This window comes from Shewanella sp. SG41-3, assembly GCF_014164545.1.
GTDB lineage: Bacteria > Pseudomonadota > Gammaproteobacteria > Enterobacterales > Shewanellaceae > Shewanella > Shewanella vesiculosa.
Window position 1 is genome coordinate 134583 of sequence record NZ_JACJFJ010000002.1, and the last position, 15795, is coordinate 150377.

Below are 15795 nucleotides of genomic sequence, written 5' to 3' on the forward strand. Positions count from 1 at the left end.
TCACTTTTTGCTTATAAACTTTGCTCTTGCTCGGGTTTTCGCCTAAGCACTCGCACATTAATACGATTGATTATATCTAAGGATATATCGCTTATCTTGTCCAATGCTACGCTCATCAATTAATTGCAACGACGGTGTTTGATCCATCGCACTGTAATCGGGTAGCTGCAACATATTACGTCCATGGCTGCCTAAAAGTTTAGCAGCCTGATAAAGCACTACTTCATCAGCGAGACCTTGAGCAACAAATGCGCCGGCTAACGTTGCCCCGGCTTCAACTAACACGCTATTGCTATGCTGACCTAAATACGTTAGCAAAGCTAACAAAGGGATTCTACCTGACGAGTCACACTCTAATTGCAGAAAATCAACGTGCTGTGGAAAGTCAATTTTGACCTTGTCAGAATATGCACAGCCTGAAACCAGTAAAATAGGACTTTGAATCGAAAATAACTGCTGGGCTGACGTTAATCTAGCTTGGCTATCAAGCACCACCCTTAAAGGTTGGAATATGTCTTCTTGCGTATGACAAGTGGTTAATTCACCGAGCGCTTCATAACGGACATTTAAGCTAGGGTCATCAACAAGAATAGTTTCAACCCCAGTGATTAATGCGCAATGCCTGGCTCGATACTTTTGCACATCTGCCCTGGCAGCGTCACCGGTAATCCACTTTGACACTCCATTCGACAGGGCTGTTTTACCGTCTAAACTGGCGGCTATTTTCACTGTCACCCAAGGCAAGCCAGTTTTCATCCGCTTCATGAAACCCAAATTTAGCGCATAAGCTTGCTCTGTCAGTAATCCGATATCAACTTGAATACCTGCATCACGTAACATGCTGATACCGCGGCCAGCAACCTGTGGATTGGCATCGGTAACAGCAATAACAACTCGAGCGACCTTGGCATTAATTAAGCCTAAAGCACAAGGTGGTGTACGGCCGTAATGGCTACACGGCTCAAGAGTGACATACGCGGTAGCATCTTGTGCCGAAAAGCCATTATCGCGAACCATTTTAAGCGCATTGACTTCGGCGTGGCCCTGGCCTGCACGCTGGTGATAACCTTCACCGATAATCTGACCATTGGCGACAATGACGCAACCGACACAAGGATTTGGCCGAGTGGTATAACGACCTTTCTCGGCGAGTGCTATCGCACGGCTCATCATTTGAGTGTCGAAGGTAGAAAAGTTAGCCATATTAGGTAGTCTCTTATTGCTCAGATGCCGTCATAAAAGGATGATATTTGTCGCCATTACTTTTGTAATTTGGCAATGGCCTCACCAAATTGTGATACATCTTCAAATGCTCGATAAACTGATGCAAAGCGGATATAAGCCACTTTATCAAGGTTCATCAACTGTTCCATCATAAGATTACCAATCATTTCAGAATTAACTTCGCGTTCGCCCGTTGCGCGCAGCGTTGATTTGATTTTAGTCAATGCTTGTTCAATTTCATCGATTGAAACAGGACGTTTTTCAACGGCACGCAGCATGCCGCCACGCAGCTTTTCTTCATCAAAGGGTTGCCGAGTACCGTCACGTTTAATCACTCTGGGCATCACTAATTCTGCACCCTCAAAGGTAGTGAAACGCTCATGGCATTCGGTACATTCCCGGCGGCGACGAACTTGGTGACCATCAGCCACTAATCGAGAATCTATAACTTTGGTATCGGTCGCGCTACAAAAAGGGCAATGCATTGAGCCTCCTGCAGAAAAAAACAAAATGGCCGCTAACAATTAGCGGCCATTAAAGTTTATCCTATTTGTTGAACAAGGTTAACCTAAACCTTTTCAACAGACATCAAGAGACGATTAACCGTATACAGGGAATCGAGCACATAATGCCAACACTTGACCTTTCACTCGTTCAGCCACTTCGGCGTTAGATGCATCATCAAGAATGTCACAAATCCAGCCGGTTAACTCTTTCGCTTCTGCTTCTTTAAAGCCACGACGAGTAATTGCTGGTGTTCCAATACGAACACCAGAGGTGACGAACGGTGAACGTGGATCATCAGGTACTGAGTTTTTGTTCACGGTAATGTTGGCATTGCCCAATGCAGCATCTGCTTCTTTACCCGTTAAATCACGGCCAATTAAATCAACCAACATTAAATGGTTTTCTGTACCGCCAGAAACAATTTTGTAACCACGATCTAAAAACACACTTACCATAGCTTTAGCATTTTTAACAACTTGCTGTTGATATACTTTAAATTCTGGCTCTAATGCTTCTTTAAAGGCAACCGCTTTACCGGCGATAACATGCATTAAAGGGCCACCTTGGCCACCAGGGAATACCGCTGAGTTCAACTTTTTATATAAGTCTTCATCATTAGCTGCAGAAATAATAATACCGCCACGTGGACCAGCCAATGTTTTATGGGTTGTTGAGGTCACAACGTGTGCATGAGGCACAGGCGTTGGATAAACATCTGCAGCCACTAAGCCAGCAACGTGAGCCATATCAACAAGCAAATAAGCACCAACTTTATCAGCAATTTCACGCATTTTAGCCCAATCGACTATGCCTGAAAATGCCGAAAAACCGCCGATCATCATCTTAGGCTTGTGCTCAATAGCTAAGCGTTCCATTTCGTCATAGTCAATTTTACCTGACTCGTCGATGCCGTAAGGAATGATGTTGTAAAGCTTGCCGGAAAAGTTAACTGGTGAACCGTGAGTTAAGTGACCGCCGTGGGCTAAGTTCATACCTAATACAGTGTCACCTGGCTTTAATAGCGCCATAAATACCGCACTGTTAGCTTGTGAACCAGAATGAGGCTGCACGTTGGCATATGTGGCACCAAATAATTCTTTTGCGCGTTCAATCGCTAATGTTTCAACCACATCAACGTATTCGCACCCACCATAGTAACGCTTACCTGGATAACCTTCAGCATACTTGTTAGTTAACTGAGAACCTTGCGCTTCCATCACACGTGGACTGGTATAGTTTTCAGATGCAATCAATTCAATGTGTTCTTCTTGACGACAAGTTTCATCTTCAATGGCTTTAAATAATTCTGGATCATAATCCGCAATATTCATCGCTTTCTTCAACATGGTAGCTCCAACATCATTATCTATATAGTAGGGTTGCGGCGTATTCTACTCTGCAACGATAATGATTTACAGTATAAACAACATGAAATTCACTGTGTTCTGAATACAAAACGATTCATGTTTATGCCAATAGACCGGCAAATTTTAGATCTTATGTGGCCGAAAAAACACTCAGGAGTAAATCATACAATTGCCTGTTGAGTTCAGCCTATAATACAGTAGAATTATCATCATCTTTATTGACAATTAGACAGTATTATTATGGCTCAGTTTGTATACAGCATGCTTCGTGTGGGTAAAATTGTCCCGCCTAAAAAGCAGATTTTAAAAGATATTTCATTAAGTTTCTTTCCTGGCGCCAAAATTGGTGTGCTTGGCTTAAACGGTTCAGGTAAATCGACATTACTGCGTATTATGGCCGGCATCGACACTGAAATCGAAGGTGAAGCACGCCCAATGCCTGGATTGAAAATTGGTTATTTACCCCAGGAACCTCGCTTAAATGAGCAACAAACGGTTCGCGAAGCCGTTGAAGAAGCCTTAAGTGAAGCTAAAAATGCCCTAACCCGTTTAGATGAGGTTTATGCGGCTTATGCTGAGCCCGATGCTGATTTTGATGCCCTAGCTAAAGAGCAAGGTCAACTAGAAGCTATTATCCAATCTCAAGATGCCCACAATATTGATCATATTCTGGAACGTGCAGCAAATGCGTTGCGCCTCCCCGATTGGGATGAAAAAATAGCTGTACTTTCTGGTGGTGAACGCCGACGTGTCGCAATTTGTCGCTTGTTACTTGAAAAGCCTGAAATGCTATTACTTGACGAACCGACCAACCACTTAGATGCTGAGTCAGTGGCTTGGCTAGAGCATTTTTTACAAGAATATACTGGTACAGTCGTGGCGATTACCCATGACCGCTATTTCTTAGATAATGCTGCAGGCTGGATTTTAGAGCTCGATCGCGGTGAAGGTATTCCATGGCAAGGCAACTACTCATCTTGGCTTGAGCAAAAAGACGCCCGTTTACAGCAAGAGTCTTCTACCGAAAGCGCTCGTCAAAAAACCATTGCTAAAGAACTAGAATGGGTAAGACAAGGTGCCAAAGGTCGTCAGTCTAAGGGCAAAGCCCGTATGGCTCGTTTTGAAGAACTCAACACTAACGATTATCAAAAACGTAACGAAACTAATGAGTTGTTCATTCCGCCAGGGCCACGCCTTGGTGATAAAGTGATCGAAGTGACTAATTTAACCAAGTCATATGGTGACCGCGTACTAATTGACGACCTAACCTTCACAGTCCCCAAAGGGGCAATTGTCGGTATTATTGGTGCTAACGGTGCCGGTAAATCAACCTTGTTCAAAATGATCTCAGGTGATGAACAACCGGACAGTGGCGATATTTCTGTCGGTGAGTCGGTTCAAATCGCCTCAGTAGATCAGTTCCGCGATTCAATGAATGATAAAAATACTGTCTGGCAAGAGATATCTGGCGGTCACGATATTATGCGTATCAACAACACCGAGATATCGAGCCGTGCTTATGTTGGCCGCTTTAACTTCCGTGGTGGCGACCAGCAAAAAATCATCGGCACCTTATCGGGTGGTGAGCGCAACCGAGTACATTTAGCCAAATTATTGCAAGCTGGTGGCAACGTATTGCTACTCGATGAACCCACCAACGATTTAGACATCGAAACATTGCGAGCTCTCGAAGAAGCCTTATTAGAGTTTCCTGGGTGTGCAATGGTTATTTCTCATGACCGTTGGTTCCTCGACCGCATTGCAACTCATATTTTGGATTATCGAGACGAAGGCAAAGTGAACTTCTATGAAGGCAATTATACTGAGTATTCAACTTGGTTAAAGAATACCTTAGGAACTGATGTCGTTGAACCTCATCGATTAAAATACAAGCGCTTAAACAAGTAACCTAAACACTTGCACACAAATGGTTAACAATTGTTAAACTTGAGTGATAGTGTTGAAAAAGAAATATCAAATAAAGCAGAGCCCTAAGCTCTGCTTTATTATATTAGCTCGTATGTGGAAGGTTATTATTGAGAATGCTCTGTAGAAATATCAACATGTGTCAAAAAACTGTCAATTTATTGTAAGTAATGCACTAAATCTGTTTGTAAAGCCAAAATAACTTCAGTATCATAAAATATTAATGGATTATTTTACTCTTTGCTGATTACACTCAGCGCATTACAGAGTGTCGATGGTTCTAGCTTGAAGAGAAATTTAATGGAGATATCAGTGAGATACGGTTCAATCAGCCTTGCTTTATTGTGCTTATACGCTAGCAACTCATTTGCGGCACTCGAAGTCATTACCTCGTCAGAAAAGCAGACCCTCAATAAGATTGAAGATCAATATGATATTGATACTCTGCTGATCACAGTTAACGACAAGTTCTCACAGCTTAATAAAAAAGCCTACGACATAGAAAATATAAAGAAGACGATTGTTGCAGAACAAAATCGATACAACGAGTTGATTACAGAATTACCTAAGGTCATTCGAGCCAAAACAGCGCTTGCAGATACCTATAAAAAAATTGAAGACTCTGTCAATCTAGTCGATGAACTGACCCTTAAAGCAGAGCAAGACAGTAAACTTCTGGAAACTGAAAAAGTCGAAATTCTGTCTGAATATGAAGTAATAAATAATAAACGCACAACTAAAAGTCAGCAATTATTTAAACTTAAAACCGATATCACGAATCGTTTAATCGCAGACTTGTCAAAATCAACGAGTACTTTGCCAGTCAATATCAATGGCTCTACTGAATGTTCAAAATACCAAACTATCGCAGATTGTTTGAAAGAGTCTAAAAGCAGCATTTTATCTAATACTCGCAATGAATCACCATTTTTAAACGATAAAAGTGTTTTATTGTCATATGAAGTTCTTGATGCCAACATGAATATGAAAGGCGATCTTCACTATAAAGTCGCGATGAAATTTAAACCTTCATATAACAACAAAATCGACACTATACTGAATGAAAAACTAGGTTTAGTATCGGCGATGGTGACGTTAATCAGTAATGTTCCAGCTGATTGGTATGTAAATGGCACCAAGGTGGGTACAGGTAAAAAACTGTTTCACGAGATCCCTTTAGGTAAACATGGCATTTTAGCTTCATACCAAAATCAAGATAAATCAAGTGTCGAAAACATTGAAGGTAATGGAGTATTTAACTACAAATTCAATGAGGTTGCTTCTACTCAAAAAGTCAGTAACAAACCTAAAATGGACACGGCTGAGGTGAAAAACGTTATCCTTAAGCAGGCGCCTAAACAAGTCCAGCCTTCAGTACAACAAACCAAAGCTAAGTACACTCTATTCTCTGACCAAACCAGTATTAAGCTAAGTGACGATGATGCCAAAAAGAACTCATCAGATAACAGCTACGAATATTTTATGGGTGTTGCCCCAGCAAATAAAAAACAAAACATAGAGTTTACAAATGAACCCGTTAATAAGTAATGGTTATATTGCAGGCATAATGAAGATCTTGCTCTAGCGATGAAACCAACACTTAAATAAAAGCCATATCAACTGATATGGCTTTTTTGTGACGATTAATTGTTGCCCCCCCTTGCTTCATATGCGCCTTGTTACAAAGAAAATCGAAAGATTTACATTACTTTACGCTCAATTAAGCAAAAATAATTACAATACCCAAACATCAATCACCGGCTAGCCATTAGCCAATGTCGTCGCGCAACGACACCTTCCATTATTGTTTATAGAGATGTGTACTCAGATGATCAAAAAACTTAGCCAATATCTTTTTTCAACTACCATATTGATTATGGGATATGTTGGATTTGTTCACACAGTTAACGCCGCGCCCAAGGCTATGCACGCAGAAAAAGTTGTGCCTGTTATCACAGCCATCGTTGAACAACATGAGCTTTCACAATCAATTACCTTAATAGGAAAACTTGTCGCGACTCACTCAGTAATGATAGCCCCGCAAGTTGCAGGCAAAATAGATAATATAGAAGTCACATCCAATCAATACGTCAAGCAAGGGCAAGCATTACTGACGCTTGATAACCGTAAAGCTAAAGCCAGCGTGACCGAAGCCCAAGCTTATTATCAAGATGAAGTTCGCAAGCTTAACGAATTTAACAAGTTAATCCATGTTAACGCCATTACCCAAACTGAAATAGAAGCGCAAAAATCGACTGTTGATATCGCTTTTGCCCGACTAGAATCAGCCAAAACTGACCTTGACTACCATACATTAACCGCGCCCTTTTCGGGTAATACCGGCCTAGTCAATTTCAGTCGCGGAAAAATGGTTACCATTAATGAGTCTCTATTATCACTTGATGACTTGTCTGTGCTTCAGTTGGACTTACAAGTGCCAGAGCATTATTTATCACAACTCAGCACGGGAATGTCAGTCAAGGCGACCAGTAGAGCTTGGAATAAAACCACGTTCACAGGCAAAATTATCGCCATTGACCCTCGCGTCAATTCAGCCACACTCAACCTCAACATTCGCAGTCAGTTTGATAACCAAAAGGGTCAATTAAAGCCCGGTATGATGATGTCAGCTACGCTAGTATTTCCAAGTGTGTCATCACCAATAGTGCCAGTACAAGCTCTTGAATATTCAGGTACTAAACGGTATGTCTACGTGATCGATAAGCATAATATCGCCACTCGTACCCAAGTGATGTTAGGAGCAAGAATTAAAGACCAAGTCTTACTGGAATCTGGTATCAACATTGGTGATCACATCGTAGTTCAAGGCTTGGTCAACATGCGTGATGGTGTCAAAGTGAAAGAGTTAGCGACTCAATCGGAAACGTCTCCTGTGCAACAGGAGCATAAATAATGTGGCTAAGTGATACGGCGGTTAAGCGCCCTGTTGTTGCGATTGTATTAAGTCTGTTGCTGTGCGTATTTGGTTTAGTATCTTTCTCCAAACTGTCAGTGAGAGAAATGCCCGACGTGCAAAATCCTGTCGTAACAGTGATGACCACTTATAGCGGTGCATCGGCGACGATAATGGAAAGTAAAATCACTAAAAATCTCGAAGATGAATTAACAGGTATTAGTGGTATTGATGAAATCACCTCAACGACTCGAAATGGCATGTCACGTATTTCAATCAAGTTTGAGCTGGGTTGGGACTTAACTGAAGGCGTAAGTGACGTCCGTGACGCCGTAGCAAAAGCACAACGTCGCTTACCTGATGAAGCAAACGATCCTATTGTATCGAAAGATAATGGCACGGGTGAGCCATCAATTTACGTCAACTTAAGCTCTGAAAATATGGACCGTACTCAGCTGACCGATTACGCCCAGCGAGTATTAGAAGACCGATTTAGCTTAATTACTGGTGTGAGCTCGGTTAATATTTCTGGTGGCTTATACAAAGTCATGTATGTGCAGCTAAAACCGCAATTAATGGCCGGTAGAAATGTTACCACCAACGACATTATCAGTGCATTGAATACTGAAAACCTTGAAACACCCGGTGGTGAAGTTCGCAATGACACGACCGTCATGTCAGTCAGAACGAAACGACTCTATTACAGCCCAGAAGACTTTAATTATCTAGTGGTTCACACCGCAGATGATGGCACACCGATTTACCTTAAAGATGTCGCGAGCGTGTTTGTCGGTGCAGAGAATGAAAACTCGACCTTTAAAAGTAACGGCATTGTTAACTTAAGTCTCGGCATAGTGCCGCAATCAGATGCCAATCCATTAGACATCTCGACGCGAGTACAACAAGAAGTCGATAAAGTGCAGAGTTTCCTGCCCGAAGGCACAAAGCTGATTGTTGATTATGATGCTAACGTGTTTATTGCACGCTCAATTAATGAGGTATACAACACCCTGTTTATTACTGGTGTACTGGTTATCCTGGTGTTGTACATTTTTATCGGACAAGTGCGCGCAACGCTTATTCCTGCGGTGACGGTTCCGGTATCATTAATTGCTGCATTTATAGCGGCATACAGCTTAGGTTATTCAATTAACTTATTAACCCTAATGGCACTGATTTTAGCTATTGGACTGGTGGTTGATGACGCTATCGTAGTTGTTGAGAATATCTTCCACCATATTGAGCAAGGTGAAGAACCGATCCTCGCTGCTTATAAGGGAACGCGCGAGGTTGGTTTTGCGGTTATTTCCACCACACTAGTTTTGGTAATGGTGTTTTTACCTATTTCATTTATGGATGGCATGGTTGGATTACTGTTTACCGAGTTTTCGGTGATGCTGGCGATGTCGGTGCTGTTTTCATCACTTATCGCCCTAACGTTAACGCCAGTAATGAGCAGTAAACTCTTAAAAGCCAATGTGAAGAAAAATCGTTTTAATATTGCTATCGATAATGGGTTTGCTCGTATGGAGCGAGGTTATCGTCGACTGGTTAAATGGGCATTACGCTGGCGTATAGCAGCACCGCTGATCATCATCGCCTGCATTGGTGGTAGCTACATGCTGATGCAACAAGTCCCTTCACAACTGTCACCACAAGAAGATCGCGGCGTGTTATTTGCGTTTATTAAAGGCGCCGAAGGCACCAGTTATAATCGTATGATCGCCAACATGGATATTGTTGAAAGTAGATTGATGCCACTGTTAGGTCAAGGTGTAGTGAAATCATTCAGTGTTGAAGCGCCGGCATTTGGTGGTCGAGCCGGAGACCAAACAGGATTTGCCATCATCCAGCTGGAAGATTGGCAAGATCGTGACACTAATATTAAACAAGCACTGGCATTAATCGCTCAAACCTTAAAAGATATTCCCGATGTGATGGTACGCCCTATGCTGCCAGGATTTAGAGGTCAATCCAGTGAACCGGTGCAGTTTGTGCTCGGAGGCTCTGACTATTCGGAGTTGTTCAAATGGGCTCAAGTGCTGCAACAAGAGGCTGAGGCAAGTCCGATGCTTTCAGGGGCTGATTTAGATTATGCGGAAACAACCCCAGAACTGGTTGTTACTGTTGATAAACAGCGAGCTGCTGAACTCGGTATCAGTGTGGAAGAAATCTCCACCACATTAGAAATTATGTTAGGTGGACGCAAAGAGACAACGTTTGTCGAACGCGGTGAAGAGTATGATGTCTATCTTCGTGGTGATGAAAACAGCTTTAATAGTATCACTGATCTTAGCAAGATTTACTTCCGCTCAAGCAGAGGCCAACTCATTACCCTTGATACTGTTACTCATGTTGAAGAAGTCGCCTCGCCACAAAGATTGAGTCATACCAATAAACAAAAATCGATCACCATCAAAGCCAATTTAGGTGAAGGTTATACCCTTGGGGAAGCGCTAGACTTTTTAGAACAACGCGCAATAACATTGTTACCCAGCGATATCTCGATTGCTTACACAGGTGAGTCAAAAGATTTTAAAGAAAACCAATCCGGGGTAATGATAGTGTTTGGTTTAGCATTGCTGATTGCTTATCTAGTATTGGCAGCTCAATTTGAAAGTTTCATCAACCCAGCGGTGGTAATGTTTACCGTTCCTATGGGCATTTTTGGTGGTTTTATAGGTTTAGTGCTTACCCATCAAGGGATGAATATTTACAGCCAAATAGGCATGATAATGTTAATTGGTATGGTCACTAAAAACGGGATTTTAATTGTCGAGTTTGCCAATCAATTACGCGATCGAGGCTTATCGCTGGACAATGCCATTATTGATGCATCAGCACGTCGTTTACGGCCGATATTAATGACGGCATTCACCACATTAATTGGTGCAATACCGTTGATCGTCTCTACCGGCGCAGGGAGTGAAAGCCGTATTGCTGTTGGAACTGTGATATTCTTTGGTATGGCATTTGCGACCATGGTAACTTTATTAGTGATCCCCGCAATGTACCGACTTATTTCTTCGTCAACCCACTCTCCTGGGTTTGTAGAAGAACAACTTAATAATGCTATTGCCGCTCAACAAGCGCAAAAGCCTTAATTTTTCAGGTGTAATAATGACAACGCTTGCCGTATTTGTAGATGTGCAAAATATTTATTACACCTGTAAGCAAGGTTTTGGTCGTTCGTTTAATTACCGAGCCTTGTATAAGCAGTTATCGGCACGAGGGAACATTTCTCATGCTATCGCTTATGCTATTGCGCCAGCTGATGATGGACAGGTAAAGTTTCAAGACGCGCTAAAACACATTGGCTTTAACGTAAAAACTAAGCCCTATATTCAGCGTAGTGATGGTTCGGCTAAAGGAGATTGGGACGTGGGGATCACCATCGATATGCTCGAGATAGCGCCCACGGTAGATGAAGTTATTTTACTCTCTGGTGATGGTGATTTTGATTTATTACTCAAAAAGATAAATCAAACAACCACATGCTATACCCACGTATTAAGTGTTGAGCGCCTCACAGCAAAATCTTTAACCGATCAATGCCAACAATTTACCGCTATCGAAGCACCATTATTGATCTAGATAATGTAACACGTAAGCTTGTGCCAATGAGCGATACCAAGTGACTTTTGCGGGCTAAAAACCTCATTAGCCACTACTTAGCGCCACATTACTGTAGTCCATTACAGCAACACTGCATAAGTTCTAACACAATAGAATAGCCGCATAAATTAACAAACCGATGCAGTTTAACTTCAATGATATTGGTCAGTATCAAATGGATTTAAGCCAGGCTAATTTATCGAATATAAGAATACAGTAACGGGTGCCGATTACGCTTATCGGTAATCGAAAAAACTTATATAACAAACGCTTAATCACTAAAAGTTCACAGAATGGACTTATGATGAAAAACATGAAATATCACTTTATTACTAGAAGTGCTATTATTGCCTTGTCATTACAGGACTGTTCGATAAAGGATTATATGTCGTCAACATATCAAAAAAATGTACTTTTTGATTGCATTTTACTGCCAAAATATTCTGGCTTATCAATACATTACTTATTTTTAATATTAATGACTATTGTCAGTTTCCTTTCTATACACAATACCGTGGCACAACCATTATCAATTACGCTAGCCGCTGAAGATAGCTGGCCACCCTTTGCTGATGAATTTGGTCGAGGTATTTCCCACAACATTATCCGTCATGCTTTTGAGCAAGTTGATGTTAACATCTCAACTATTGTAGTCCCTTATGCTCGCGGATTAATTATGACTGAACGAGGCTCGGTTGATGGCGTATTTAATGTTACCAGAGAGCAAAGTACAATTGACCGATTTGTTTTCGGTAATGAACCTCTTTTTACCATAACGGCTTCTTTTTTCTTTGCCAAAGATTATCCTACGGTTGCAAAAAATAAATGGCAACTGCCAACCCAAAGCACCATAGGTATTATCAATGGCTATGAGTATGGAGATGAATTCACAACACTGGTAGAAAAACGAAAGCTCCAAGTTATCACTGTAGATAGCCAACGCCAATTAACTAATTTGTTACTAGTGGGCAGAATTGACTCTGCTATCATGTATGATCTTGTTGCTGACGTTTACATCAAGCGGATGGGAGTTAACAATGATATACAAGCTAAATTTAACAATCATACCAGTAAAATATTTGTCGCTTTTTCTAAACTTAATCCGCAATCAAAACACCTTAGTGAGTTACTCGACAAAGGACTAATAGCACTAAAAAAACAGGGTAAATACCAGCAATTACTTCTGCCCCTAAATGATTAATAGCAACACAGTAAATAACATAAGGTCATAGTGTAATGAGTCGTGTCCCTGCGCAACAACAATACAGCCCAGTGCACTCTTTTTCAGTACAAATTTATTATGAAGATACTGACTTTTCAGGAGTGGTGTATCATCCAAATTTTTTGAAATATTTCGAACGTGCTCGTGAACATGTTATTGGTGCAAAGATCCTCAGCCAACTTTGGCAACAACAACAATTGGGTTTTGCTGTTTATCGCAGTGATATGTTATGTCACGATGGCGTTGAATTTGCTGATATTATTGATGTACGTACTCAATTTTATTTTGAAAGTAAGTACCGTACAGTGTGGAAACAGGAAATATGGCGACCTAATGCGAAAAAACCAGCAGTAACGGCAACGATAGAAATGGTCTGTATGAACCAGAAACGTCAACTTGCGCCCATGCCGACAGAATTAATAACCCATCTATCCAAGGGGATTTAGGACGTTAGCGCTATGGATAACAATTTATGGCTGGTTAATTTGAGCAGAGCTGATGAGTGGGTAATTAAGTTGCGGATATATGTGCTCAAACTCACTGGCAGTAAAAGGTTTAGCAAAATAATCACCTTGAATGGTATCCACCCCAAAATGATGTAATGCTTCCAATACTGTCTTAGATTCAACCCCTTCAACCGTCACTTCAAAACCCAGATTTTTAGCGAGATCGATACTCGTCTTAACAATTTGCTTTGCCGCTGGTGAAGTTTCAAACTCATCTAAAAAGGCTTTATCTATTTTCACTTCATCAACGGGTAAATGACGCAAATAAGCCAAAGAAGAGTGGCCAGTACCAAAGTCATCAATCGCAAGTTTAACCCCAATATCGCGTAATTGATTTAAGGTCACAATGGTTTGTGCCAGTGATTTCATTAAAACACTTTCAGTGATTTCAATCGTAATCGATTCGGCTGGCACCAGATATTGAGCTAATTTGCTTGCAACATCAGCGGCAAGATTGGGATTATCTAAATCAGTAGAAGATAAATTAATGGCGACATTAACGTAAACCCCTGTGTTGCGCCATTTAACTTGTTGAGCTAGCACGTTATCTAACACCCAAGTACTCAAAATATTAATCATTCCAGTTTGTTCTGCTAATGGAATAAACTCATTAGGCGAAATTAATCCCAAACTGTCATGCTGCCAACGAATTAACGCTTCAACCTGCTTACAGTGACCACTTTTTAAATCTAACTTGGGTTGGAATACCATAAACAGCTGATTTTGCTTTAACCCTTTAGGCAAGCCATTGATAATTAATAATTCTCTGTATTGGGCTTTATCATCATCTTGATCATAAAATGCCATGGCTTGCTTTAATGTTTTGGCTTTTTTTAATGCCAAATCTAAGCGGCGCAGCATCAAACTGACCTCGGCATGATGTTCACTTAATGACAATACACCCAATTGTATTTTGATACTGATGGGTTGCTGTTCAATTTCAAACGGTTTTTGTAATTCACTCTTGATTTCAAGCAGTTGCTCAACTGTCAATTTTTGGTGAAAAAACAATAGAAACTCATTTCCGTTCATTCGAGCGATAAACTGTGCTTTGCAATTAAGGTTATCGATCCGCTTCGCAAACGCTTTAAGAAATTTGTCGCCAAATAAAAAACCAAACAAATCGTTCACAAACCGAAATTGTCGAATATCTATCAGCACTAACATGCCGTCTGACATGGGCATTTTAGACAACATTTTACGTTTAAAACCGACACGGTTAGCTAAGCCAGTTAACTTATCTCGTTCGGTACTAAAGATGCTTGATTGATGTAAGTCGTGAAGAACGTTAATGAGCGGTTTTAATGAGGTTGAAGTTGAAGCTGAGTCTACGTTGAATGAATCTTGATTAAGTAATTGTAATTGCAACGAATGAGTCAATTGTTGAATAAAACGATGCTGACGCCAATAGAGAAGTGCAACGCTACACAGCAAGATCGCCATAATACATAACATCGTTATCAAAAAGTAATTCATTAAGTCTTCATCATGTTGCAATTTTAATCATCACAGTATTCAACGCAAAAATACATCACTAATATTAATCATCTGTGTTTGACTCATTTGATAATATCAGTGAAATAAGCACAACATACGACTATTCGTAACTTTGCTTAATTGAATGATACATATCAATGAACTCATCACTGGCAAGATCTTCTGCAGTAACAGGCAAGCCTCTTTGTGCAAAGACGCCCAATCTTTCAGCTAATTCTTCACCGGCACGCAGTTCACCCGTGTAAAATGCAGCCGAACGGATAAAGTCGAGATAAGATACTTTTTCAGGCATGTAATGAAGATCAGCCCATCGTTCGACCACTTCCATTACCTCAGGGGCAAAATCCCATGTTTTTAATACGGCGCGACCAATAGGGCCCTGCATTTTACGCACTAAACTGCGTAAATCATCAATTCGGCTAAATAACTCAGGGTGAACTTCCGCTTCGGTTAATACTGGTAATGCACCAATATTATGCACTAAACCAGCTAGAGTAAGCGTATCACGGTCTAATTTTTTACTCGGGTGACGTTTATTGTACATCTCTAACATGGCACCGGAGGAAGCTGTCACTTCAATAGAGGTTTTCCATACTTCATCCATCACCTCCCACACCATTTCGTTAGTGGAGATAAATAACTGCTCCATGGCAACAGATGTGGTAATAGATTTAATTTGTACTAAACCAATACGACTCACAGCGGCATTAATATTTTCAGCTTTGTTACCACGAGAATATAAAGCACTGTTGGCAACTTTGATAATGCGCGCTGAAATAGCGGCATCTTGACCAATAATGTCAGCAACTTGCTTGAGGCTTGAATCTTGACGAGACACGACTTCTTGAACACGCATGGCCACTTCGGGCAGTGTTGGTAAAACTAAAGCATCATCTTTAAGCTTTTTTAATAGTCCAACCAAGAGTTGATGTTCCGTAGACATGAGGTCTCCATAAATAAATAGCCACTGATGTTGGATTATATACCCAAAGCGATAACATTTGCGATTACTCAACT

Annotated in this window: 12 protein-coding genes; 7 read left to right on the plus strand and 5 right to left on the minus strand. The window is 41.0% G+C overall.

Features of this window, described 5'->3' with window-relative positions; translation table 11 throughout:
- Positions 1-57 precede the first annotated feature (57 nt).
- The 3 genes from ribD to glyA all read right to left on the minus strand — a co-directional run bounded on the left by ribD (position 58) and on the right by glyA (position 3077).
- Complete coding sequence (ribD, locus tag H5164_RS03895; RefSeq protein ID WP_182754867.1) at positions 58-1203, minus strand: bifunctional diaminohydroxyphosphoribosylaminopyrimidine deaminase/5-amino-6-(5-phosphoribosylamino)uracil reductase RibD; 1146 nt, start codon at positions 1201-1203, stop codon at positions 58-60.
- Between the two features lie 56 nt (positions 1204-1259).
- Positions 1260-1709: a transcriptional regulator NrdR gene (gene nrdR, locus H5164_RS03900; RefSeq protein WP_124017598.1), complete on the minus strand. Its 450-nt coding sequence runs from the start codon at positions 1707-1709 to the stop codon at positions 1260-1262.
- A 114-nt stretch (positions 1710-1823) separates the two neighbouring features.
- A complete protein-coding gene (glyA, locus tag H5164_RS03905; RefSeq protein WP_182697887.1) occupies positions 1824-3077 on the minus strand; it encodes a serine hydroxymethyltransferase in 1254 nt (417 codons plus the stop codon).
- Positions 3078-3338: 261 nt separating this feature from the next.
- Here glyA and ettA point away from each other — a divergent pair, with 261 nt between their 5' ends.
- The 7 genes from ettA (at position 3339) to H5164_RS03940 (ending at position 13221) form a co-directional block, all read left to right on the plus strand.
- Positions 3339-5006, plus strand: coding sequence for an energy-dependent translational throttle protein EttA (ettA, locus tag H5164_RS03910; RefSeq protein WP_124017600.1), 1668 nt, complete (start codon positions 3339-3341; stop codon positions 5004-5006).
- 330 nt (positions 5007-5336) lie between these two features.
- Positions 5337-6572, plus strand: a complete 1236-nt coding sequence (locus H5164_RS03915) for a hypothetical protein (protein WP_182754869.1) — start codon at positions 5337-5339, stop codon at positions 6570-6572.
- Positions 6573-6852: 280 nt separating this feature from the next.
- Positions 6853-7938 carry an efflux RND transporter periplasmic adaptor subunit gene (locus tag H5164_RS03920; protein WP_404948305.1) on the plus strand — a complete coding sequence of 362 codons (1086 nt, stop codon included), beginning with the start codon at positions 6853-6855 and terminating at the stop codon, positions 7936-7938.
- A complete protein-coding gene (locus H5164_RS03925; protein WP_182754871.1) occupies positions 7938-11042 on the plus strand; it encodes a multidrug efflux RND transporter permease subunit in 3105 nt (1034 codons plus the stop codon). The genes H5164_RS03920 and H5164_RS03925 overlap by 1 nt, the downstream gene beginning before the upstream one ends.
- 16 nt (positions 11043-11058) lie before the next feature.
- The gene (locus tag H5164_RS03930) at positions 11059-11532 is read left to right on the plus strand and encodes an NYN domain-containing protein (protein WP_124017604.1); all 474 of its coding nucleotides are present in this window, start codon (positions 11059-11061) and stop codon (positions 11530-11532) included.
- A gap of 325 nt (positions 11533-11857) precedes the next feature.
- Positions 11858-12754, plus strand: coding sequence for an ABC transporter substrate-binding protein (locus H5164_RS03935; protein ID WP_259396735.1), 897 nt, complete (start codon positions 11858-11860; stop codon positions 12752-12754).
- 35 nt (positions 12755-12789) lie between these two features.
- The gene (locus H5164_RS03940) at positions 12790-13221 is read left to right on the plus strand and encodes a thioesterase family protein (RefSeq protein ID WP_182754873.1); all 432 of its coding nucleotides are present in this window, start codon (positions 12790-12792) and stop codon (positions 13219-13221) included.
- 24 nt (positions 13222-13245) lie between these two features.
- On the opposite strand, the gene H5164_RS03945 is transcribed toward H5164_RS03940, so the two are convergent.
- On the minus strand, positions 13246-14757 hold the full coding sequence (locus H5164_RS03945) for a bifunctional diguanylate cyclase/phosphodiesterase (protein ID WP_182697882.1): 1512 nt from the start codon (positions 14755-14757) through the stop codon (positions 13246-13248).
- Positions 14758-14878: 121 nt separating this feature from the next.
- Positions 14879-15721: an HDOD domain-containing protein gene (locus H5164_RS03950; protein ID WP_182697881.1), complete on the minus strand. Its 843-nt coding sequence runs from the start codon at positions 15719-15721 to the stop codon at positions 14879-14881.
- Between the last annotated feature and the right edge of the window lie 74 nt (positions 15722-15795).

Bases quoted from the DNA above. Each gene is read 5' to 3' on its own strand.
- glyA (WP_182697887.1), bottom strand. From the start codon at position 3,077: ATGTTGAAGAAAGCGATGAATATTGCGGATTATGATCCAGAATTATTT.
- H5164_RS03930 (WP_124017604.1), top strand. From the start codon at position 11,059: ATGACAACGCTTGCCGTATTTGTAGATGTGCAAAATATTTATTACACC.
- ettA (WP_124017600.1), top strand. From the start codon at position 3,339: ATGGCTCAGTTTGTATACAGCATGCTTCGTGTGGGTAAAATTGTCCCG.
- H5164_RS03940 (WP_182754873.1), top strand. From the start codon at position 12,790: ATGAGTCGTGTCCCTGCGCAACAACAATACAGCCCAGTGCACTCTTTT.
- H5164_RS03945 (WP_182697882.1), bottom strand. From the start codon at position 14,757: ATGAATTACTTTTTGATAACGATGTTATGTATTATGGCGATCTTGCTG.
- H5164_RS03920 (WP_404948305.1), top strand. From the start codon at position 6,853: ATGATCAAAAAACTTAGCCAATATCTTTTTTCAACTACCATATTGATT.
- H5164_RS03950 (WP_182697881.1), bottom strand. From the start codon at position 15,721: ATGTCTACGGAACATCAACTCTTGGTTGGACTATTAAAAAAGCTTAAA.
- H5164_RS03935 (WP_259396735.1), top strand. From the start codon at position 11,858: ATGAAAAACATGAAATATCACTTTATTACTAGAAGTGCTATTATTGCC.
- nrdR (WP_124017598.1), bottom strand. From the start codon at position 1,709: ATGCATTGCCCTTTTTGTAGCGCGACCGATACCAAAGTTATAGATTCT.
- ribD (WP_182754867.1), bottom strand. From the start codon at position 1,203: ATGGCTAACTTTTCTACCTTCGACACTCAAATGATGAGCCGTGCGATA.
- H5164_RS03925 (WP_182754871.1), top strand. From the start codon at position 7,938: ATGTGGCTAAGTGATACGGCGGTTAAGCGCCCTGTTGTTGCGATTGTA.